The sequence below is a fragment of the Larkinella sp. genome (genome assembly GCF_965227735.1).
Taxonomy (GTDB): Bacteria; Bacteroidota; Bacteroidia; order Cytophagales; family Spirosomataceae; genus Larkinella.
The window spans coordinates 3,075,121-3,095,282 of record NZ_OZ245776.1; the positions used below are offsets into that span (position 1 = coordinate 3,075,121).

Genomic DNA, 20,162 nt, shown 5'->3' on the forward strand with positions numbered 1-20,162 from the left:
AAAGTATGCCGCAGAATCTTCCTGCCGGAAAAATCGACACAACGGAAACTCGCCTGATTGGATGTAACCCGGTAGCTTTCTGCAACTTGTCAAAAGAAGGCCTTTTAGAGTAAGGAAGCATTCAGAAAAGTGTGCGAATCGAGGAGCGCCAGTTCTTTGGACTGAAGCAATTGCCCCAGCTTTTCGGCGTCGCGGGGCCGGTGCAGATCGGAGCCGACAAAGTCGATCATCGAATCATCGAGCAACTGTTTGGCCTGTTGTTGCACGCGCCCGCCATACTGCCCCACGAGCGAGAGCAGATTCAGTTGAAACAGACAGCCCTGCACCCGCAGTTTGTGAAACCGCTCGGTTTGGTCCTTCAGATACGAATACCGTTCGGGATGGGCCAGAATGGGTTGGTAGCCTTTCGTCTGAATCTGAAAAATGATTTCGTCCAGGTTCAGGGGCGGATTGGCAAACGACAGTTCGACCAGCAAATAATTAGCTCCGAACGTCAGCAGATCATTGGCCTTGAGCAGCGTTACGAAATGGTCGTCGATGAGGTATTCCGCAGCCGCTTCAACCTGAATGGTCAGGTCGGTTTGGGCCATGGCTTCGCGGAGTTCGTCGAGACCGCGCCGGATGGTGTCGCTGCTGTTGGGGTAATAATCGCGCAGCACGTGGGGGGTGGTGACTACTTTCTTATAGCCCAGTTCCTCAAAGGCCCGCAGGCAGGTCAACGCCGTTTCGAGGTCGGGTACGCCATCGTCAATCCCCGGAATCAGGTGTGAATGAATATCGACTCCCAAAAATCCGAAATCCGAAAAAGCGGATTGTTCCTGGCGACGCTTAAAAAATGAGAACATAGTGTAGTATAAAGTCGTAAGCCCGGCAATTATCAGCTTTCCGGAGACAAATCGGACCGACGACTAACGTGTGAGAGACGAATGACTCTTTTTTTACCCGCAGCCTGTTCAAGTTCCTCCCGAAGCAGGTCGCTGGTTTCCTGTAACAAAGCTACGCGTTCGTTTAACTGAAACAAAAGAAACTCCATATTTCGCAGCCGCTCATCTAACGTGATGGCAGACAGGGGAGTTTGCGGTAAGGTGCGAAACATAAGCCCTTCGCCCCGCAGCAGCCAGTCGGCATTGACGGTGGGATAAGCCAGTAAAATTTTTTGTAACGTTTCGTAGCGCGGTTTTAGACGACCGTGCAAAATATGGTATACTTTCTCACCCCGCTTCTCCCCCAATTGTCGGGCAAACTCCAGAACGCTGATGTCTAACGCATCGATCAGTTGCTGCAAACGGGTTCCAATGGACATGAGAAGAGGGCTTTTTTACACAGTACCATGTAATTTCTAGTCTTGCGTTCTGTCATCTAATGTAGAACAAATTCAGATTCTTCAAAATAGTCCAGGCTCACAAAAGTATAAAAAAGGACAAAAAGGCGGTTTTTGGGCTGTATTCGCGGCTACTCTATTTTTTAAGTAAACTTTTTATGTACCGTTTTGTATTATACATAATAGTGTGTATATTTAAACTCAAATACAAACCCCCTGAAAAGGCAAAAGGGATCGCATAGCGGTCCCCCTGTCCGAACAGTAAACAACAAATACTAATGAACACACAAAAAAACAACACCGGCACAACAAATCAAAATGGTTTGGAAGTGAAACTTTATCAGAAGGTTAACGAATCGACGGGTGAAGTCATCAATAATCCTGATACGAGCCACTTCAAATATTTGGAGGGACATCCCCGCCAGTACCGTTTCGACGCCAAGGAGGGCATCTTTAACATCAATGGCACCGAAAAACTGGGCGGGCCGACGAATGGCCGCACGCTGACATTCCAGCCGATTGCCTGGCGCATCTTTACCGACAATATTTTGAACATGGGAACCAAGAACTGGGCCGAAATCTTTTTCATCGATGAAAAGAACTGTGTTTCGGCGGTCCTGTTCCACGGTTATTCGGTCGATAACATCTTCCGGCTCATCGAACCGCTGTTCTACGACGATCTGACCCTGGCCGATGTCGTGATTACCGCCGTAGCGGAGAAGAAGGAAAATACCAAGATCCAACCCAAAGGCGTCTATTACATCGCCACCTTCAGCTACAAACTGGCCGATCCGGAGGAAACGAAGGTGCTGAAATCCTTTGGTCAGGCCAATCGAATTTTCCGTCAGGAAACCCTGACCGACATCGCCAACATCAAAACCGCCTACAATTACTACAATCCGTTTCTCAATCCGACGGAAGAACTGCTGGTTGAGAATGGCGTTCATTTGCTGAATTAAAAACCCAATCCCGTTATGATAACCGAATTGATCGACTACCGTTCCATTCCGCGGGTTTCGAATTCCGACTTGACCCGGTTGAAGGAAGAATGTTTGGGCTACACCTCGCCGGGACGACTGGTTCCGCAGCGGGCCATGGAGTTCGGGCGGGCATTTCACTCGCATCTGCTGGAACCGGAGCGCATCGGCGGTATTATCGAGCAGTTGCTGCCCGACATGAAACCGGTCGAGTCGGGGCGGCTGCAACACCTCACTGAGCAGGTTCGGCGCGATTCGTTCTGCAACCGGTATCTCCGGAGATCGGAACGCGAACGGGTGATTCTCTTTACTGACCCGATCACCGAACTGGGTTGCAAAGCCCGGCTGGACATGGTCTATACCAGTCCCAAACGGCGGAGTGCGCTCATTCTGGATTTCAAAACTACCTCGGCGCGCACGCAGAGCCAGTTTCTGCAAAGCTGCTACGACTATGACTACGACCGGCAGGCGGCTTTCTACATCGACAGCCTCCGCTCCGCCGATAGTCAGGAATGGGAGCAAACGCGCCAGATTCGCTTTGTACTGATTGGTGTTCAGAAGCAGAAACCGCACCGGCTTTTTGCCGTCGATGCCACGTCGATCCCGGATTTTGTGGACTACGGACGGAAAAAATACCGGTTCTGGCTCCGCAAATGGAAAGAACAGCAACAGGAAGACACCGGTTTCTGGCTGCGGCAGGCTTCCTGAATCTGGAGAGCGGTTGGCAGACAACCCGTTTTCATTTTACAGTTAACCTTTAGAAGTTGTTTGAATGAAGGCCGGAGGCCTGTCCTGTTAATAGTCAATAGCCGATATCAACTCGTGGTAGCTCCGGAGGAGCGGCCTGAAGATGTTTTTAGACCGCTCCTCCGGAGCTACCACGAGTTGATATCAGCTATTGACTATTAACAGACCGCCCTTCCAGGGCTCTCCCGGTTAACTCAAACAACTTCTTAGTCTTTATCAGCATGACGAACGACCTAGTGATAACCAAACCCGCCAGCCGGGCTTCGGCTCCATTGTTCGATTGGGGCATCGACGGTCTGGTGATCTGGCTGGAAGAACTGGACGGTTTTGGCAGTCTGATGGCCTACATCAACGAAGCGCTGGCGCAAATTGCCTTTGCTATTGAACTGCAAACTGGCTGGGATCACCGCACCGACGGCCATACCTACCACCCGCTGTATGGCTACCGGCTGCTACTCCGCGATGCAACCGGTTTGTGGTATGCCATCCGCATGGACGAAGCAGGCCGGTTTGCCGACTTTGTTCCGCTGGAGGAATTCGATTACGATACCGCCTACGACAAAGTCCTCTGGCTTCCCTGAAGGGCTGAAAAATCACAAATGTAAAATGCTGAATATTAAATGTAAAAGTGTTGGGCGAGCGTGTTTCCTCTCACTTTTACATTCGATATTCAGCATTTTACATTTATGATTTTTCAGCCCTTCATGATTCTGTGCAACCTTTGCCGACGTATTTTCATCCTTAGGGAAACACTCATCTTTCCCGCATGAAAACAATCATCACTACGCTCCTCCTCATTATCACCACCTTACCGGCCGTCTGGGCTCAACGCACGGTCGAAGCCAAAGAAATTCTGGCTAAAATCAACCGGAAAGAGGTTATTAGTTACGAAAACGCCACCATTACCGGCGATCTCGACCTGACGGAGCTGGCCAACAAAAAACGCGTTACCAAAAACTCCTGGGCCGAAAACGAAGCCTACGAAAGCACCGTTGAAATACCGGTCACGTTCCGGAACTGCACCTTCAGAGGTAATTTCCTGGCGTACAAAAACGTCAAAACCGAAGGGCGCTTTCTGAACGGCAATGGAATCACGTTTGCTACGCATTTCAACGAACCCGTAACGTTTGAAAACTGCACCTTCGAAAAAGCCTCCGAATTTAAGTATTCCGACTTCAACCAGCGGGCGTCCTTTATTGGTACCGGTTTTCGGGAAGAAGCCAATTTCAAATACGCCAAATTCAAGGCATTAGCCGATTTCACAGACGCCCGCTTTGCAAAAACCGGTAATTTTAAATACACGAGTTTCAGGGAAGCAATCGCCTTCCGGAAAGCCCGCTTCGATCAGTATGCCGATTTTAAATACACTAAATTTGACGAAGGTGTCAATTTTAACAACACGCGGTTCGACGGAACCGCTGATTTTAAATACACCCATTTGCCCCGCAATTCGAGTTTCGACGAGACCGTATTTGACGGCCCCACCGATTTTAAATACGCCACCCTGAACGGTCGGAAGTTTGCACCCAGTCGTCGCTGATCCAACGGGCCGACCGACGTAAGTTCGTCGGCCCGAATAACTCTTCGGCTGATTTTCAGTTCTATAAGCAACATCAATGCTTGTTGCTTTGAAACGATCCACAAAAATTATCCTGGCGATTGTCGTTGTCCTCATTATCGCCAGGCTTCTGCTGCCGTATTTTGTACTGCGCTACCTCAATAAACTGATGGCCGACATGGGTTCGTATACCGGACACGTGGAAGACGTCGATATTGCGCTCGTGACGGGTTCGTACCAGATCAAAGACCTGCGCATCCGGAAAATCAACGGTAAAATCAAAGAACCTTTCCTTTCCGTTCCTAAAATCGATCTTTCCGTCGAATGGAAATCACTGTTCAAGGGCGCCCTCGTCGGAGAAGTCGAGTGTTACCGGCCCGAACTTAATTTTGCTTTCAGCAACAACGAACAGGCCAGCCAGACGGGTCGGGAACTCGACTGGACGAAACTGGTGAAAGACATATTGCCCATCCAAATCAACCGGTTTGCGGCTTATGACGGCAAAATTGATCTGGTTAATTTGTTCGAAGCCACCAAAACCGACCTTTCGCTGGAAAAAGTCGCCCTCGATATTCGCAATATCCGCAACGTGGAAGAGAAAGAAACCCGCCTGCCCTCGCCCGTTACGGCCTCGGGTGACGTGCCGGGCTGGGGCGGCACCATGAAGTTTGGAGCCGGAATGTACTTGCTGAAACCGCTCCCGGATTTCAATTACAACCTCAGTTTCGACAATCTTCAACTGGTTAAACTCAACGATCTGGCGCGCAAGTACGGCAACGTCGATTTCGAACGCGGAACCATCAGCGTGGTCAGCGAGATGGCCATGTACGACGGTCGGCTGGTGGGCTATTTCAAACCGCTGACCAAAAACATGAAGATTTTCAAGCTCAAGGAACCGGGCGAGGATCGGAAAATAGGGCGGTTTTTTACGGAACTGCTGGCTGAAGGCGGTGCTGCCATTCTCAAAAATCAGAAGCGCGACCAGGTGGCCACCCGGATTCCGCTGCGGGGAACGGTCGAGAATACGGAAACGGAGGTCTGGCCCATCATCATCGGCGTGCTGCGGAATGCGTATGTCGAAGCGTTTACCACCGAATTTGACAATACCGTCACCTTCAAGGATGCTGTCGATAACCTGAAAGAAGATTTTAAAGAAAAACGCGAGGAGAAAAAAGCCGAACGAAAGGAAGCGCGTCAGGAGCGGAAAGAAGAGCGGAAACAGAAACGCCGGGAGCGAAAAGAAGCCCGAAAAAAAGACTAGGATGGTTGAGTAAGGAAACAAAAACCGTAGTTTCGCGAAGAACCGAAGCATTTTGCCCGATCTGTACTTTTCGCCATGCCCCAACCCAAATACGCCCGCGAGTCTCTGGTTACGATGACCGAGATGGTATTGCCCAACGATACCAACACCCTAAACAACCTGATGGGTGGCCGGTTGCTGCACTGGATGGACATCTGTGCCGCCATTTCGGCCCAGAAACACTCCAACCGCATCGTCGTCACGGCTTCGGTCGATAACGTCTCGTTTTCGGAACCCATCAAGCTCGGCAACATCGTGACGATGCAGGCCAAGGTCACGCGGGGATTCAATTCGTCGATGGAGGTCAACATTGAAGTCTGGGCGGAAGATATTCCGGCCGGAACCCGCGTCAGCACCAACCGGGCGTTTTACACCTTCGTGGCCGTCGACCAGAACGGGCGTCCCATCGAAGTGCCGCCGGTGACACCCGAAACCGAGGCCGAACACGATCTGTACGCGAGTGCGCTGCGCCGTCGGCAATTGCGTCTGGTGCTGGCCGGACGCATGAAACCGAACGACGCCAAGGAGTTACGGGCGCTGTTTGGAGTGGAAAGCTAGTTTACGGTTTTCAGTTTACGGTTTTCAGTTTACGGTGGGCTGACGCGTTCTCCTACGTGTGTCAGCCCACCGTAAACTGAAAACTGAAAACCGTAAACCGTAAATCCTGCTACTGCACTTTCAGCTTCGCTAAACCGACCACAGGCCGGCCATCGGTCGTAATGCCCTGCACCACAACGCGGATGGTGCGAACGACGTCCGACAGCGGGAACGCCAGATTCGATGTTCCTTTGGAATCAGTTTGAACCACGGGTTTCCAGTACAACACATCCCGGCGGTCGATGGGGGCGTTCTGTTCGGCCAAAACCGCCCCCGGCGTGTCTTCGTAGCGCGGAACATAAAACTCCCGGTGGGCCGAAAAACCAATGAGAGGCAACTGGTTAAGTCCGATACTGGACTCCACTTTTTTCGCTTTGGAATTCCCGCGTTTGGTATAGAAAGCAATCACGCCGTTGCCCCCGCGCGCGCCGTAAATGGCCGACGTAGCCGCGTTTTTCAGCACTTCAATGCGGTCGATGTCATTTGGATTCAGGCTCAGCAAGGCATTCCCTTCGGGCGTTTCGGTCAGGTAAGAACCGTCCAGAAGGTACAAGGGTGCCTGAATCTGCATGGTGTTCCCGACCCCAAACGAAACGGCGTTCCGGATGTTGACCGTATAACCGTTCATGGTTTGCTTCACCTGCACCCCCGCCACCCGGCCCCGGATCATTTCGTAGACATTTGAAAACTGCGGGGATCGCTCATCGAACAGAATGACCGCATCGGGTGTGCCGTGCAGACTCATTCGCTCTACCGACTCGGGTCGCTCAGGCTGTCGATAGCCTTTGATGGTTACTTCTTTCAGGATTTTGGCCTGCTTGTCACGGTACAATCCCGGATCAGATTCCTGACGCATCCGCGCCAATTCGAGCTGTTGCTGAAACCGTTGCCAGTCCGGCGACGGCTCGGCCACCACTTTTGCCGACGACCAGACGCTCCCGGCCGTATCCGTTTCAACAATTGCCTTGATGGATTTAAACTGGGTATTCATCACCTGAACCAGCAGTTGTACCGTATCGGTGATGCCCAGACCCGCCATCCGAAACCGCCCGTAGCGGTTGGTCCCGATGGAATGCGGAATGGCTTGCGATGAACCGGGGGCCGCCACGAGCAACTCGGCGAAGGGAATGGGGTTGCGTTTTTCGTCCACTACCCGGCCACTGAACACAATACCGCCCAAGGTATCCGACGACGACTCCGGTTTGCGCAACCCGATCCGTCGCCAGCCCTGCGTCAACAGCAGATCATCGAGCGCCCGGCGGGTTGTTGCCGTCGTGTCTTTGAAGAAAAAACCGGGTTGCTCAATGCGTCCGCGCAAATCTCCGGTCAGTAACAAATGGGTTCGAATGTCCGCAGCCAGGGAGTCGTCCGGAACCTGATCGGCATCGGTTACGGCCGCCGACAGCGTGGACACCATCGACATTTCCGGTTGAGCGTTCACTTTGAGATTCAGAACGACGCGTTCCCGGGGCGCGTAGCGGGGTTTGTCCGCCGTCACTGTGATCCCGGCCGGTGGAATCTGTTCCGAAATAAAGAGCATTCGCTCCGCCCGGGGCTGACCGTAGGCATCATAGAGCGTCACCTGACAGAGTCCGGGCGGAAAAACGGCCATCGGCAGGGTCAACCGGGCTTTTCCGTCCTGCAGCTTCATTTTGGTCCGCTGCACCAACTGCCCGTAGCTTTGGAAGGTCAGGTAAATCACCGGATCAGGTTGCGGCACATTGGCCAGAATGCGAATGCTCAGGTTAGCCGTATCACTGACCATGTCAGCGGTCAACACGAATCCTTCCGTCTCGAGTTTCGGCAAGGCAATTCGCTGGACTTTGCCATTGTGCTGGATTTCAGCCTGATAAGCCCGGTCGGCTTTCGGATCGAGCAACACACTTCCCATACCAAACCGGTTGCTGACAAACCGGGTCATTTCCCGCCCCTGCTCGTCCAGAATCCGGCCCGACACGGTTTTGCCGCGACCATCCCGCCCAACGGCTTTGAACCCCAACCGCGTCGGCAGATTCGCGACCCAGCGGCCTCCCTCCGGCAAAAACTGAACGTCCAGTTCCTCCGCAACCCCGACGGAACGTTCGCCGGGGCCGTTCAGCACGTTGTAGACCGTTAGGCTTCGTTCAAAAGCCGGGCGGGTGGCGGCATAATCCTCATCCGTATAGGCCCGCAGCCGGTAGATGCCGGTCGCCAGCGTATCCGAAAGCCGGAAGTCGCCCGTTGCCCGGCCGTCGTTGATGCGAAGCCACTGGTGTTGCACCACCTTCCCGCCCGGTGTCAGCAGATCGACGTGCAGGGCACCCTCGCCGAACATCAGTTGCGAAGTAACCGGCTCCATGACGTACGCACTGAGCCAGATCCGGTCGCCGGTGAGGTAAAACGGTTTGTCGAGGTGAACGAAAGCCGACGGTGCCTGATATGGATGGGCCAGTTTCCAATGGCGAAGCATCGAATCGAGCCGGTAGTCGGCCGCCAGAATCTGGCCTTCCATCGGCGACGCCATCACGGAATCCGGTTGGCTGGAGGCCGCACTGGGTTCCCAGTTGGCGGGCAACAGCAACGAAAACCGGTCGTTGCCCAGATAGCCCATCGCCAGCATACCCAACGGGAGCGTCACCCGGCCATCGACGGTGATCTCGCTCATGCCCTGCGGAAACCGAAACTCGGTATAGGCATACGGCGCATCCCGGTAGGGCGAATACGCCGAGAAAATCCGGTTATAAAAGACTTTGAGTGGAGTCGCCGTCACCAGTTTTCGTTCAAACGACAAACGCCCCGGTTTGATCAGCGAGTCGGTAGCGACCGGCAGCAAATGGCGGTTGATGTCCTGAAACAAACTCACTCCGCCCGTTCGTTCGGGATAGCTGGGGTTTACCTGATAAACCAGGAAGCCTTCTTTCTCGTAGGTTCCGGCCACCAGACTGGCCATCAGGTGACGGGTGGAGCCGAGGTACGCCCGTTGCCGGTTGCTTCGCCAGCGGTCGGCCTGGCGGGTGTCCTTCGGTTTCAGTTCTTCAAACCGGGTGGCCCCCGCAAAATACATCGCCCCGTTCGTCTGCACCTCAAAATACTGCATGTCATACTGAATGCGGTAGCCAAATGCCCGGTTTTCAATCACCAGCGGTTCGCGGGCCTTTGCTTTCAGGATGTTATTCTGGTAGGTAAACTGGAGCACATCCGGATTCATGATCTCGCACTGGCTCCGAAAAGGCGTTTTTCCGAGCAATTCCCGTTCAAATTCCCGGTAGTGCCGCTCCCAGGTTTTATCTCTCTTTCCTTTAACCGTGACATCGGCGAGGGTGAGGCCGGTGCTTTTCAATGCCAGATTGATGATGCGGGGTTGGCTGTTTTCCAGCCGAACCGACTGCCGGGCGGGCTGATAGCCCAGATACGAAGCTACGAGTTCGATGGTGCCGAGTGGTACGCTGGTGAGCCGAAACCGGCCTTTTTCGTCGGTTGTGGTGCCTTGCGTGGTGTTGTTGAGGTAGACGTTGGCAAACGGCAGGGGCTGGCCGGTTTGCGATTCGGTCACCCGCCCGGTGATCGTTGTGGTGGTTTCCTGAGCCAGAACGCCGGTATACGCCATGAACACCCCGAGCCAGCCGACCAGCAGGTTACGAAAACGATCGGCGCGAAAAGCAGTCATGGAGTCTGAGAAGTAGCGTTCTTAAAACTACAAAATTCTTAGCAAAATACCATATCAAACCTGAAAAGGCACATTCCTGACTGCTACTCTGTCACTCCTTCACTTCGTCTATTTTCTCCATTGAAAACGCCGTTGCCCGTTCGGCAAACAACCGTTTCGTGGCCGCCCAGGTGGTCCTGAACAGTTCGGAACGACGGTATTCCTGTAAGGCTTCGGGGGTTTCCCACTGGCTGTAGGTCACATAAACCGCCGGATTATCAAGGTCACGGAGTAATTCGAGGTGAAGACAGCCGGGAAACGTGCGGATTTTCTGTTTTGATGTCTCGAAAATCGCCAGGAAATCCGCGGTTTTCGTTTCCAGAAACGTCATTCGAACGATACGAACCAACATAAATTTGAGTGAAGAGTTAGGAGTCAAGAATTAAGCGTTAAAAGTAGTCGCGAATAATTACTTTTAACGCTTAATTCTTAACTCATCACTCTTAACTATCCTTATGAAGTACCGTACTTTTGGCCGAACCGGCTGGCAAGTAAGTGAAATTGGCTATGGCATGTGGGGGCTGGCCGGTTGGACAGGGTCTGAACGGCAGGAAGTCGATCAGGCACTCGACCGTTCCGTTGACCTGGGTTGTAATTTCTTCGATACTGCCTGGGGGTATGGCGAAGGGCTGAGCGAGCGGATTCTGGGCGATTTGCTCAAACGATTCAGTGACAAACGGTTGTATGTGGCCACCAAAATTCCGCCCAAAAACCGCCAGTGGCCTTCCAAACCCGAGTTTGCCCTCCAGGATGTTTTCCCGGCTGATTACATCGTCGAATACACCGAAAAAAGCCTGAAAAATCTGGGCGTCGAAACCATTGATTTGCAGCAGTTTCACGTCTGGGAAGATGGTTGGGCCGAGCAGGATGAGTGGAAAGAAGCCATTACGAAACTGACGCAGCAGGGCAAGGTGCAGGCGTGGGGCATTTCAGTAAACCGCTGGGAACCGGACAATTGCCTCAACACCCTGCGAACCAGCCTCGTCGACGCCGTACAGGTGATCTACAACATTTTCGATCAGGCCCCGGAAGACAACCTGTTTCCGCTTTGCCGCGAACTGAACATCGGCGTCATTGCCCGCGTGCCGTTTGATGAAGGTACTCTGACCGGTACATTGACGAAAGAAACCACCTTCCCGGCCGACGACTGGCGTTCGACGTATTTCGTACCGGAAAACCTGAATTCCAGCGTCGACCATGCCGACGCGCTAAAACCGCTGATTCCGGCCGGTATGACCCTGCCCGAAATGGCGCTGCGCTTCATTCTGGAAAACCCGGATGTGGCCACGACCATCCCCGGTATGCGCAAACTCCGCAACGTGGATGCCAACATGGCCACCAGCGACGGCAAAACACTGAATCCAGAACTCATCAAAGAACTGAAAGGCCACCGCTGGGACCGCACACCAACGGAGTGGAGCCAGTAGGGAATTAAGAGTTAAAAATGAAGAGTTAAGAGTTGGCGGACGCATTCAACTCTTAACTCTTCATTTTTAACTCTTAACTCTCTCAATACGAGTACCGCAGCGTTACGCCGTAGGTGCGCTGGTCGCCCACGATACCGGCATATTGTCCGGCACTTCCGGGTGCTGCCAGGAGTTGCTCGTAATAATTCGTGTTGAAGATATTTCTTCCCCAGAAGAAGAAAGTAAGCCCGTTCGAAGCTCTAAAGCCCAGACGGCCATTGGTCAACGCATAGCCGTCGATGTTCAGATACTGTGAAGGAGACGGACTTGACGAGAACTCGGAGCGGTAGAAGACATCGACACCCAGGAAGTAATTTCCCTTGAGTCCAACGAGCGAACCTTTGGTGGTTGTTTCACCGCCCACGGAGCCCGACCATTTGGAGATGCCGGGCAATCTGCCTCCCGAAACATCCTTGAAAGCCTGCGCCCCTCCTACTTCTTCCAGAGGTACGGGCGCATTGACGAAACTCACGTATTTACCATCCGTATAGGCCACAGCGGCATTCAGGGTCAGGTTGGTGAAACGGACATTCCCGTCCAGTTCGGCACCCTGCACCCGGACTTTTTCCGCATTGGCCAGATACCCCCGGTTTACACCCGGTTCCGGCGTTTGCACCTGGGTTTGGTAATCTCTGATGTCAGAGCGATAGAAGGTCAGGTTCAACACCGAATTGCCCGACGGTTTGGTTTTGATCCCAAACTCCTTGTGGTCCACGTACTCGGGTTTCACATTAGCCAGATTAATCAAAATCTGCCCATTTGCCGTTGGCAAACCACCCACATTCACCCCAATGGGCTTATAACCAACGGAATACGTAGCATAAGCGTTCAGCTTGCTGGTGGCTTTGTATTGCAGGGACAGTTGCCCGGAGAAGTTTCCCTGCGAATAATCCGTGTTAAAGGACTGATTGGTATAGACTCCGTTTTTCAACGCAATCAGGGCCGCATCGGTGGTCTGCAAACCGCCGTAGGTCACCCGGCTGTAATCCACCACTTTTTTGTCGTAGTTGTAGCGTACGCCCGGCAAAACGTGGATCCGGTCTGTTATGGCCCAGTCAGCCTGGCCGAACACCGCCAAACTCGTGCTCTTGATTTCGTTGGTGGTGCGAATGCCAAAGTTGTCGAACAAACCGGGCGTTTTCCAGAGCGCGCTGGTTGAGCTTTGCGCAAACCGCCATTGGGCCGAACCGGCTTCTTCCGTCTGCACCGGGTCCGATTTCAGGTCTTGCCAGAGGCCAAATACGCCAATTACCCCGCTCAGTTTCGGTGATATTCTTCCGGAATAACGGACTTCCTGCGACCACTGGTTGTGTTTCGAATTACCGGATGAAATCGTAAAGACGGGCAATCCGATGTAGTCCCGGTCATTCAATGGCGTCCAAACCCAGTAGCGCCAGGCCGACGTACTGGTTAGCGTTCCGTTCCCGATTTTGATGTCGGCATTGACCGAAACACCACCCAATTGGTTGTCGGCTTTGGAAGGCGTATCCAGATCCAGTTTGCGTTCAAAGGCGCTCTGGTAAGGCAGGGTATAGCCTAAATCAGCGATGATGGCATTGAACTGCCGGTATGCTGCTCTTTTCGTCGGAACGACCCCAGCGACTGGCCATCCGTATCCCGTCGGTTTTTGGTCCGAAATATCCCCAATCACGGTGATGTTTACATTTTCGCTCGGTGTGTAGAGTAATTGCCCACGTACGCCAATGTTGTTGATATCATTGATCGGCAATTGCGTATGAACGTTAAAAAACGTGCCGTTGCGCTGCGTACCCGTAAAGGAAACCCGCGTGGCCAGTTTTTTGCTCAACGCCCCGGTCAGCGACGCCTTTGCCTGAATGAACCCTAAATTACCGTAGCTCAATTCAAAGTTGGCACCGGGCGTGAAGCTGGCCGCCCGCGTGGTGATGTTGAAAGCCCCGGCTGTCGTATTTTTCCCAAAAAGCGTTCCTTGGGGACCACGCAATACCTCGACACGTTCGATGTCGATGAAGTCGAGGGCCGTGGCCGCCGGACGCGCGTAGTAAACACCGTCTACATAAAAGCCTACACCCGGGTCAACGCCGTCGTTGGTCAACCCGTAGGTGGACCCCAACCCGCGAATGTTGAGCGTTGTATTGCGGGCATTGGAAGCATACAATTGCACCGTAGGCACCAACTCTTTAAGACGGTTTACGTTAAAAGCACCGGCATCTTCGGCCCTTTGCCCACCGATCACCGAAATGGGAATGGGCACCTCCTGAGCAGATTCCTGACGACGGCGGGAAGAAATCACGACGTCGTCCAACTGGGTCGTGTTCGCATCAAGCTTGATTTCCACCTTGCTTTCATTGATCAGAACCTCCTTTTTAAGGTATCCTACGTAGGAAACGATCAACGTGAAGGGCAGACGCTGGCCGGTGATAAGACTGAATTCACCGTTTGCGTCCGTCGCACTGCCATTGGTGGTTCCTTTGATGGATACCGTCGCGCCAATGAGCGGTTCGTTGGTTTTTGAATCGAGTACTTTACCGGAAATGGTCGAATTGACAATGGGGGCATTCTGGGCGGATAGAAACACAGGGGAAAAAATGATCCCAATCAAAAAAAATACGCTTAAAACTCGTTGCATTGTGGTGGCTGGTTGTGTTAATTTAGTATTCCTATAGAATAAATAGGTTTTTTTTCAAGTACGTGGCTCCAGTTTATGAAGGGAATGAAGAGACAGGCAAAGACTAGTGAGCAGCCTGCGCAAGATGCATCAGCAACATCGCTGTACTAGGCGGGACGAGCGTACTGGTTTTTTCATGTGTTCCTGATTAATTGACAGATACTAACTACGTTTTCAGGTAGACTATAGGGAGTATTATTACTTATAATCTATTGACTTAGTAGTTTTTTGCACAAAAAAAGAGTGCCACGTCGCGATTTGCAACTAATGGCACCGAAAATTTTATCAGAAACTGAAACTTCTTTAAAAAATTACATTTTATCGAAGATTTTGGGCAGAATTAAGCTACTTTTTTTACCTGTGCCCGGCGTGCTGGCCGGAGGGCGTCATTTTTAGCACTTTCCAAAACCGTATCGGAAATAATCTCCAGTTGGTGCGCCCGTTTCAAGACAAACTCGAAAGGCAGGTTGAAGTAGTTGGAAACATCCATGCGGAAGCTATCCGGGAAGCGCGACAACCGTACACCGAAGAAACTCCGGATTTCGGTTTCGGGCAACAAAGCCGCGAGAGCCACGCGTTCAGCTTCAGCCAGCAGTTCATTGCGGTTGGCGAACAAATGCTCCAGGCCGATGGCCGCCGTCAGAATGTGCAGATAAAGCTGCTTGTAGGCTCCCGACAGTTCGTTCGGCAGAATCACCCAACCCTGTTCGCGGAACTTGGCCGCAAAACCAGTCAGGCCGGGAATGCCCCGCAGATCGCCCGCGATGACCTCTTCGGGAAACTGCAACCGATCGTCGGATTTCGACAAGCGGTAGACTACCGCTTCCACCGGGCTTTTCTGGAACAGCAGGTCGGCCGGGAGTTGGCGGTTGTTTTCCCACTGATCGCTCAGTTTGACAAAAATCGTCTCGTTGACGGGCGAACTTTGTGAATCGCCCAAACTGACGAGCATACGCCGAAACGCAGCCAGAAAGTCGATCTGAAATTGATTCGGATTAAATTTTGTGCGTCTCATAGCGTAATGTCCTCAGGCGACCCATTCGCCGGGATTCGTGAATGTCAAGGGTTTACTACCCGAAAAGGCCTATAAAGATACAAAATACCGGAAGTATTTGCAATACGTTCTCTAACGCCGGATCAGCCCATATGGTTCTAACTTCCGGGCTTCCACTGTAGGGTTTTGAGCAAATGCAACACATCTTTCCGCAGGTAGTCGATCACCGGCGCCAGCGAATCGTTGCGGGTGGCGACGTTGAAATAAACCGCTCCCCGCAGAAAATGGGTGGTAGTATCGGTCGTAAAAAACTGCAGTTGGCTGGGCACTTCACCCGTGATGGAAAGCACATCGGCCTTCAAACCGCCCGGAAGCTGAATCAACTCTTCTTTAAAAGCATAGGCTTTTTCGTTGTGCATGGCGGCCAGTTTATAAGAATCGCCAATCATGCCTGCCAGCCGCTTCTCATTGTGCAACACCGGATGGTACGTCAACTGAACGCTCGCTTTGAACGCGGGGTAATGGATAAAAATCCAGTGGGGCTGGGCCCCTCGAAATGTATCGGGCAAAATCCGGGCCTGTCTGGAATATTCGAAGGTGTACGGATGAGCTTCTTTCAGCTTCTGATACTGATGTGATGGCAGGTCGATGCGGTTATAGCCTTTGGGTTTCGGAACATAATTGTCGGCATCGCGACTGCCGCAAGCCGCCAGCAGAACCGCCAGAAAAACGAAAACTGATTTTGTCACAGGCAATGGGAAGTTACACCAGAAAGGAAACGAAAAAGCCCGGCGTTTTCGTGCCGGGCGAACTCACACCTGTTAGGTTTTGAAAACCTGACAGGTGTTTGATTATCTAAAATGCTTCAAACCTGTAAGGTTTTTGAAACCTTGCAGGTCCTATCACGAATTAATCATTTCCAGTTCTTCCTGCCGCACCGGCTGGCCGAGCAGCGTCCGGAACCGGTTGATGTTGAAGGTCGGTTCAAACCAGACTTCGCCCAAAACCGGGTGACGAACCGGCACATCCGGATTCTGGATTTCGCCCAGCAGCACGCCGGTTTCGCCGTTGGTATGCCGCTTCACCATCCGAACGGTATACATCTGATCTTCCTTGGGCGTTTTGACCCCAAATTCCGCATAAAAAGCCAGCACCGGAGCCGGGAAATTCTCGTTTACGCAAATGATTTCCATCTCTGTTTTTACTTCAACGTATTAACTATAGCAATCTATTTTTTAAGCTATTTGCTGATTTATTCGCCTTGGGTATACAAGGATTGCTGACGCAAATTTGTTCCCAAAAACTCCTGAATGTGGTAGACTTCATTGTCACCGTCAAACATCAGCACATCTCCATCCGCAATATGATATTGTTTGCGTTGAGTCGTATTTAATTGAGCAATTCCGGGAAAGCACTCCAGCGGTATATACAAAATCCGACCGTCTTCGAGAAAGAGCGATAGAAATCCCTCCTTGCGAAAAGAGATGTGATCAATAACAGGCTGCACCTTGCGAAAACCGGCGGTTTTCATGATAACTGTAAAATAATTATTTTATAAATCGCCAGTTTCGGCACGATTAATCCTCAAACAATTTCCCCAAACCGCCCAACACCGAACCACCTTCTTTGTTAGCCTGTCCGCCACCGGCCGACAATCGATCCACCAGCTTGGAGATCGGCATCGACTGAATCCAGACTTTTCCGGTTCCGCGTAAGGTAGCCAGAAAAATGCCTTCTCCGCCGAAAATCATGGATTTCAACCCGCCGGAACGCTGAATGTCGAAGCTGATAGAAGGCTCGAAACCGACCACGCAACCCGTATCGACCCGCAGCGTTTCGTTGTTCAGTTGCCGCTCCATCACCACACCCCCGGCGTGAATGAACGCCATGCCGTCGCCCTGAATGCGTTGAAGAATGAAGCCTTCTCCGCCGAACAAACCCGTTCCGATCCGCTGGTTGAAATGAATCGCAATTTGGGTTCCCATGGCGGCACACAAAAAAGCGTCTTTCTGAACAATCAGTTGATTGCCATAGATTTTGGCCAGATCAATCGGCATCACCGTTCCCGGATACGGAGCTGCAAACGCCACTTTCCGCTTGCCGTAGCCCCGGTTGGTGAAGTGCGTCATAAACAGGGACTCGCCCGTCAGCAACCGCGAACCGGCCTGAAACAGCTTGCCCATGATGCTTTGGGTAGCCTGCGAGCCGTCCCCCATTTTGGTTTCAAACTGAATACCATCTTCCATGAACAACATGGCACCGGCTTCGGCAATGACGGTTTCGTTCGGGTCCAGTTCAATTTCAACGACCTGAATGTCTTCGCCGATGATCTTGTAGTCGATTTCGTGAGAACGCATGAAAATCTATGAATTACAGATTAAAAATTACGGATTGTACCTGGACTGGCGTACGTACCTATTCCTCCTCTCCATCTTCATACTCCTCCCCGTCGCCCTTCTCACCGTCTTTCAGGTCTTTCCGGTTCCGGAGTTTTTTATCATCGACGGTTTTATTCAGAAACGCGTTGATCTTGTCAATATCGTAGCTGTTCGTAATCTCGCCGAACGTATTGATTTTGATGTCAAAACCTTCCAGTTCTTTGTGAACCCGCGGTTTTTCGTTCGGCTGGTCTTCGGGTTTCGTGACTTTCTTCGCCATGTTTTTAGGAATGATGAGTTATGAATGATAAACGATGAATAGCGTGTGGTAACCCATTCATCGTTCATCATTCATCATTTATAATTCATTGAGCGCTTTCTGCAACCGGTCAATCGCGTCCTGTTTACCGATAATTTCCAGCGTCATCATCAGGTCCGGCCCGGCCCCGACGCCCGTGATGGCCAGCCGGAGTGCCTGCATGATTTTGCCCTGTTTAACCCCGGCAGCGGCCGTTGCGGTGGCCAGCGTAGTCTTCGCCAGATCAACCGTCAGCGGTTCCTCAACCGAAGTTAATGCATCTTTCAATGCGGTCAAAGCCCGCACGGCTTCATCGTTCCATTTGGCCGCGACAATGGCCGGATCGTACTGTTGCGGTCCCCGGAAAAAGATCGCCGATTCGTCATAAATCTCACTGGCGAAGTTGACGCGCTCTTTGAGCAAACCCGCTATTTTGGCCGCTTTCTCGCGGGTGCAGTCAATCCCGTCGGCCGCTGCCTGGCTCACAATGGCTTCGGCCAGTTGTTCGTTCGGTTGCTGCCGCAAATATTCGTGGTTGAACCACTTCGCTTTCTGAATGTCGAACCGCGCCCCGGCTTTGTTGATCTGCTCCAGACTGAAGGCCTGAATCAATTCGTCCATCGTAAACATTTCCTGCTCCGTACCGGGATTCCAGCCCAGGAACGCCAGAAAATTGACCAGAGCTTCGGGCAAATACCCGTCTTCGCGGAAACCACGGGCGACGGTATCGGAAAACGGATCTTTCCATTCGAGCGGAAAAACCGGAAAACCGCCCAGATCGGCGTCGCGCTTGCTGAGTTTGCCGTTGCCATCGGGCTTCAGCAAAAGCGGCAGATGGGCAAACTGCGGCATCGTGCTTTCCCAGCCTAAAAACCGGTACAGCAAGACGTGAAGCGGAGCCGAGGGCAACCACTCTTCGCCCCGAATGACGTGCGTAATGCCCATCAAATGATCGTCGACGATGTTGGCGAGGTGATACGTCGGCATGCCGTCCGATTTCAGCAATACTTTGTCGTCGATCTGCGACGAATGCACCACCACCCAACCGCGAATCAGGTCGTTCAGCCGGACGTCTTCCTTGCGCGGCACTTTCAACCGAATCACGTACGGACTGCCCGACTCCATCAGGGCGGCTACTTCCTCCGGTTTCAGCGTCAGGGAGTTTTTCATCTGAAGCCGCGTGATGGAATTGTACTGAGCCGCCGGGGCATTGGCTTCCTCCATCCGTTTGCGCATCGCATCCAGTTCTTCGGACGTATCGAAGGCATAATAGGCTTTGCCTTCCGACACGAGTCGTTCGGCGTATTCGCGGTAAATGGCTTTGCGCTCCGACTGGCGATAGGGCGCATGAGGACCACCAGCGGTCAGGCCTTCGTCGATTTCAATACCGACCCATTTCAGGGCTTCGACAATGTATTCTTCGGCACCGGGGACAAAGCGGTTTTGGTCCGTGTCCTCGATGCGGAGCAGCATTTTGCCGCCGTGTTTGCGGGCAAACAGGTAATTATACAGGGCAGTTCGCACACCCCCAATGTGAAGCGGCCCGGTTGGGCTGGGCGCAAAACGAACGCGTATTTCAGCTTGTTGAGACATTTTTGATCGATTATTCCATCAGGTGCAAGCTGCAAAGGGGATTGGAATTGAAACTCCTTTTACCTCTTTTTTTCTCCGCTTAACTCCGCGAAACAATTTTAATGGCTTATACTTTTGATTACTTATTGAACAGCGATAACCGATATTTCGACATTCACATCTTTCGGCAAACGCGCCACTTCCACCGTCTCACGAGCGGGCGGATCGGCTGTAAAAAAGCTACCGTATACCTCGTTGATGGCCCCGAAGTTGTTGAGGTCCTTGACAAAAATGGTGGCCTTCACGACGTTCTCGAACGTGAGTTCGGCTACCTTCAAAATGGCGCCGATGTTTTCCATCACCTTGCGGGTTTCGGCCTGAATATCACCGGACGGAGCGACATCGAGGGCAATCTGGCCGGAAACATAGAGCGTTCCGTTCACCATAACCGCCTGGTTGTAAGGCCCAATTGGCGCGGGGGCATCGGGGGAGAATATGATTTTTTTCGTTGACATAATACGCAGAATAGTTTCGGCACTGCCGCAGGCGGTGTTCACAGGAAAACGTTGCGAGGCCGTACCGGATTAAAATTTCGTGGCGCAAAGTTAGCAATCAAAACCGT

20 protein-coding genes are annotated in these 20,162 nt (G+C 52.2%); 7 read left to right on the forward strand and 13 right to left on the reverse strand.

Features of this window, described 5'->3' with window-relative positions:
- Positions 1-104 precede the first annotated feature (104 nt).
- Together ACO064_RS11760 and ACO064_RS11765 are read right to left on the reverse strand one after the other, a co-directional pair.
- Complete coding sequence (locus ACO064_RS11760) at positions 105-845, reverse strand: tyrosine-protein phosphatase (RefSeq protein ID WP_421827553.1); 741 nt, start codon at positions 843-845, stop codon at positions 105-107.
- 32 nt (positions 846-877) lie between these two features.
- Positions 878-1,303 (reverse strand): XRE family transcriptional regulator, encoded by a 426-nt coding sequence (locus ACO064_RS11765; RefSeq protein ID WP_421827554.1) that lies wholly within the window; start codon positions 1,301-1,303, stop codon positions 878-880.
- A gap of 296 nt (positions 1,304-1,599) precedes the next feature.
- Here ACO064_RS11765 and ACO064_RS11770 point away from each other — a divergent pair, with 296 nt between their 5' ends.
- From ACO064_RS11770 to ACO064_RS11795, 6 genes are all read left to right on the forward strand, one after another.
- Positions 1,600-2,280 (forward strand): hypothetical protein, encoded by a 681-nt coding sequence (locus ACO064_RS11770; protein WP_421827555.1) that lies wholly within the window; start codon positions 1,600-1,602, stop codon positions 2,278-2,280.
- Positions 2,281-2,295: 15 nt separating this feature from the next.
- A complete protein-coding gene (locus ACO064_RS11775) occupies positions 2,296-3,006 on the forward strand; it encodes a PD-(D/E)XK nuclease-like domain-containing protein (protein ID WP_421827556.1) in 711 nt (236 codons plus the stop codon).
- A gap of 260 nt (positions 3,007-3,266) precedes the next feature.
- Complete coding sequence (locus tag ACO064_RS11780) at positions 3,267-3,626, forward strand: hypothetical protein (RefSeq protein ID WP_421827557.1); 360 nt, start codon at positions 3,267-3,269, stop codon at positions 3,624-3,626.
- A gap of 185 nt (positions 3,627-3,811) precedes the next feature.
- Positions 3,812-4,585: a pentapeptide repeat-containing protein gene (locus ACO064_RS11785; protein ID WP_421827558.1), complete on the forward strand. Its 774-nt coding sequence runs from the start codon at positions 3,812-3,814 to the stop codon at positions 4,583-4,585.
- Positions 4,586-4,673: 88 nt separating this feature from the next.
- A complete protein-coding gene (locus ACO064_RS11790; RefSeq protein WP_421827559.1) occupies positions 4,674-5,864 on the forward strand; it encodes a DUF748 domain-containing protein in 1,191 nt (396 codons plus the stop codon).
- Between the two features lie 75 nt (positions 5,865-5,939).
- Complete coding sequence (locus ACO064_RS11795) at positions 5,940-6,461, forward strand: acyl-CoA thioesterase (protein WP_421827560.1); 522 nt, start codon at positions 5,940-5,942, stop codon at positions 6,459-6,461.
- Positions 6,462-6,570: 109 nt separating this feature from the next.
- On the opposite strand, the gene ACO064_RS11800 is transcribed toward ACO064_RS11795, so the two are convergent.
- Both ACO064_RS11800 and ACO064_RS11805 read right to left on the reverse strand, forming a co-directional pair.
- Positions 6,571-10,146 carry a carboxypeptidase-like regulatory domain-containing protein gene (locus ACO064_RS11800; RefSeq protein WP_421827561.1) on the reverse strand — a complete coding sequence of 1,192 codons (3,576 nt, stop codon included), beginning with the start codon at positions 10,144-10,146 and terminating at the stop codon, positions 6,571-6,573.
- Positions 10,147-10,237: 91 nt separating this feature from the next.
- Entirely contained in the window at positions 10,238-10,537 is a 300-nt protein-coding gene (locus tag ACO064_RS11805) for a putative quinol monooxygenase (protein WP_421827562.1), read from the reverse strand.
- A gap of 103 nt (positions 10,538-10,640) precedes the next feature.
- Here ACO064_RS11805 and ACO064_RS11810 point away from each other — a divergent pair, with 103 nt between their 5' ends.
- Positions 10,641-11,612, forward strand: coding sequence for an aldo/keto reductase (locus tag ACO064_RS11810; RefSeq protein WP_421827563.1), 972 nt, complete (start codon positions 10,641-10,643; stop codon positions 11,610-11,612).
- An 82-nt stretch (positions 11,613-11,694) separates the two neighbouring features.
- Here the strand turns inward: ACO064_RS11810 and ACO064_RS11815 are convergent, their stop codons facing one another.
- The 9 genes from ACO064_RS11815 to ACO064_RS11855 all read right to left on the reverse strand — a co-directional run bounded on the left by ACO064_RS11815 (position 11,695) and on the right by ACO064_RS11855 (position 20,055).
- On the reverse strand, positions 11,695-14,259 hold the full coding sequence (locus ACO064_RS11815) for a TonB-dependent receptor (RefSeq protein ID WP_421827564.1): 2,565 nt from the start codon (positions 14,257-14,259) through the stop codon (positions 11,695-11,697).
- A 379-nt stretch (positions 14,260-14,638) separates the two neighbouring features.
- On the reverse strand, positions 14,639-15,313 hold the full coding sequence (locus ACO064_RS11820; protein ID WP_421827565.1) for a hypothetical protein: 675 nt from the start codon (positions 15,311-15,313) through the stop codon (positions 14,639-14,641).
- Positions 15,314-15,450: 137 nt separating this feature from the next.
- On the reverse strand, positions 15,451-16,041 hold the full coding sequence (gldD, locus tag ACO064_RS11825; RefSeq protein ID WP_421827566.1) for a gliding motility lipoprotein GldD: 591 nt from the start codon (positions 16,039-16,041) through the stop codon (positions 15,451-15,453).
- A gap of 153 nt (positions 16,042-16,194) precedes the next feature.
- The gene (locus tag ACO064_RS11830; protein WP_114406830.1) at positions 16,195-16,485 is read right to left on the reverse strand and encodes a hypothetical protein; all 291 of its coding nucleotides are present in this window, start codon (positions 16,483-16,485) and stop codon (positions 16,195-16,197) included.
- 59 nt (positions 16,486-16,544) lie between these two features.
- Positions 16,545-16,823: a hypothetical protein gene (locus tag ACO064_RS11835; protein WP_421827567.1), complete on the reverse strand. Its 279-nt coding sequence runs from the start codon at positions 16,821-16,823 to the stop codon at positions 16,545-16,547.
- A gap of 46 nt (positions 16,824-16,869) precedes the next feature.
- Entirely contained in the window at positions 16,870-17,649 is a 780-nt protein-coding gene (locus ACO064_RS11840) for a TIGR00266 family protein (RefSeq protein ID WP_114406827.1), read from the reverse strand.
- Between the two features lie 58 nt (positions 17,650-17,707).
- Entirely contained in the window at positions 17,708-17,950 is a 243-nt protein-coding gene (locus tag ACO064_RS11845) for a hypothetical protein (protein WP_114406826.1), read from the reverse strand.
- 78 nt (positions 17,951-18,028) lie between these two features.
- Complete coding sequence (gltX, locus tag ACO064_RS11850) at positions 18,029-19,561, reverse strand: glutamate--tRNA ligase (RefSeq protein WP_421827568.1); 1,533 nt, start codon at positions 19,559-19,561, stop codon at positions 18,029-18,031.
- 122 nt (positions 19,562-19,683) lie between these two features.
- A complete protein-coding gene (locus ACO064_RS11855; RefSeq protein WP_421827569.1) occupies positions 19,684-20,055 on the reverse strand; it encodes a Rid family detoxifying hydrolase in 372 nt (123 codons plus the stop codon).
- Between the last annotated feature and the right edge of the window lie 107 nt (positions 20,056-20,162).

Coding starts and splice junctions, on each gene's coding strand:
- ACO064_RS11835 (WP_421827567.1), bottom strand. CDS start 16,823: ATGAAAACCGCCGGTTTTCGCAAGGTGCAGCCTGTTATTGATCACATC.
- ACO064_RS11775 (WP_421827556.1), top strand. CDS start 2,296: ATGATAACCGAATTGATCGACTACCGTTCCATTCCGCGGGTTTCGAAT.
- ACO064_RS11770 (WP_421827555.1), top strand. CDS start 1,600: ATGAACACACAAAAAAACAACACCGGCACAACAAATCAAAATGGTTTG.
- gltX (WP_421827568.1), bottom strand. CDS start 19,561: ATGTCTCAACAAGCTGAAATACGCGTTCGTTTTGCGCCCAGCCCAACC.
- ACO064_RS11805 (WP_421827562.1), bottom strand. CDS start 10,537: ATGTTGGTTCGTATCGTTCGAATGACGTTTCTGGAAACGAAAACCGCG.
- ACO064_RS11845 (WP_114406826.1), bottom strand. CDS start 17,950: ATGGCGAAGAAAGTCACGAAACCCGAAGACCAGCCGAACGAAAAACCG.
- ACO064_RS11815 (WP_421827564.1), bottom strand. CDS start 14,259: ATGCAACGAGTTTTAAGCGTATTTTTTTTGATTGGGATCATTTTTTCC.
- ACO064_RS11765 (WP_421827554.1), bottom strand. CDS start 1,303: ATGTCCATTGGAACCCGTTTGCAGCAACTGATCGATGCGTTAGACATC.
- ACO064_RS11840 (WP_114406827.1), bottom strand. CDS start 17,649: ATGCGTTCTCACGAAATCGACTACAAGATCATCGGCGAAGACATTCAG.
- ACO064_RS11820 (WP_421827565.1), bottom strand. CDS start 15,313: ATGAGACGCACAAAATTTAATCCGAATCAATTTCAGATCGACTTTCTG.
- ACO064_RS11760 (WP_421827553.1), bottom strand. CDS start 845: ATGTTCTCATTTTTTAAGCGTCGCCAGGAACAATCCGCTTTTTCGGAT.
- ACO064_RS11785 (WP_421827558.1), top strand. CDS start 3,812: ATGAAAACAATCATCACTACGCTCCTCCTCATTATCACCACCTTACCG.
- ACO064_RS11855 (WP_421827569.1), bottom strand. CDS start 20,055: ATGTCAACGAAAAAAATCATATTCTCCCCCGATGCCCCCGCGCCAATT.
- ACO064_RS11830 (WP_114406830.1), bottom strand. CDS start 16,485: ATGGAAATCATTTGCGTAAACGAGAATTTCCCGGCTCCGGTGCTGGCT.
- ACO064_RS11795 (WP_421827560.1), top strand. CDS start 5,940: ATGCCCCAACCCAAATACGCCCGCGAGTCTCTGGTTACGATGACCGAG.
- ACO064_RS11780 (WP_421827557.1), top strand. CDS start 3,267: ATGACGAACGACCTAGTGATAACCAAACCCGCCAGCCGGGCTTCGGCT.
- ACO064_RS11800 (WP_421827561.1), bottom strand. CDS start 10,146: ATGACTGCTTTTCGCGCCGATCGTTTTCGTAACCTGCTGGTCGGCTGG.
- ACO064_RS11810 (WP_421827563.1), top strand. CDS start 10,641: ATGAAGTACCGTACTTTTGGCCGAACCGGCTGGCAAGTAAGTGAAATT.